Origin of the sequence: Drancourtella sp. An12, from assembly GCF_002160935.1 — a bacterium.
GTDB classification, from domain to species: Bacteria; Bacillota; Clostridia; order Lachnospirales; family Lachnospiraceae; genus Sellimonas; species Sellimonas catena.
Map to the genome: position 1 here is coordinate 1 of NZ_NFLO01000050.1, position 659 is coordinate 659.

Annotated in this window: 2 tRNA genes and 2 rRNA genes; all 4 read right to left on the minus strand. The window is 50.5% G+C overall.

Annotation, left to right across the window (positions count from 1 at the left end):
* Positions 1–126: 126 nt before the first annotated feature.
* A tRNA-Ala gene (locus B5E64_RS17725) sits at positions 127–199 on the minus strand.
* An 80-nt stretch (positions 200–279) separates the two neighbouring features.
* Positions 280–353: transfer RNA gene (locus B5E64_RS17730), tRNA-Ile, on the minus strand.
* 44 nt (positions 354–397) lie between these two features.
* A 5S ribosomal RNA gene (gene rrf, locus B5E64_RS17735) occupies positions 398–515 on the minus strand.
* A gap of 63 nt (positions 516–578) precedes the next feature.
* Positions 579–659: ribosomal RNA gene (locus tag B5E64_RS17740) — 16S ribosomal RNA — on the minus strand; the annotation flags it as partial.

Genomic DNA, 659 nt, shown 5'->3' on the forward strand with positions numbered 1-659 from the left:
TTTGATCTGCCGTTGTTCTCAATAATGTGTTCACATTACCTCGGATGTCTTGATATTTCTATTTGTGTTCTTATATGCGGTTTTCAAGGTACATTTTCATATCTTACGGACCGTTTCCGATCCGAGTGGAGAATACGAGATTCGAACTCGTGACCTCCTGCTTGCAAGGCAGGCGCTCTCCCAACTGAGCTAATCCCCCGTATATAGTTTTTGTTTAAGTTGTGATGGGCTTAAGTGGGCCTTACCTCCTCAGCCTCATCTTTCATTCTTAAATTGTGATGGGCTTAAGTGGACTCGAACCACCGACCTCACGCTTATCAGGCGTGCGCTCTAACCGGCTGAGCTATAAGCCCACACTTTATATGAAAACGGCTTCCGCCGGTTTCTTCTTTTTGGGAGCTGGCGGCCACCTGCTCTCCCACACCGTCTCCAGTGCAGTACCATCGGCCGTCTGGGGCTTAACCATCGTGTTCGGGATGGGTACGGGTGTTTCCCCCAGGCGCATCACCACCAGCAAAGCTCGAGTGCTCCCCTTCGATCACTCAACAATAGACAACGTCCCTTACTTCTTCCCTTAGAAAGGAGGTGATCCAGCCGCACCTTCCGATACGGCTACCTTGTTACGACTTCACCCCAGTTATCCGTCCCGCCTTCGACAG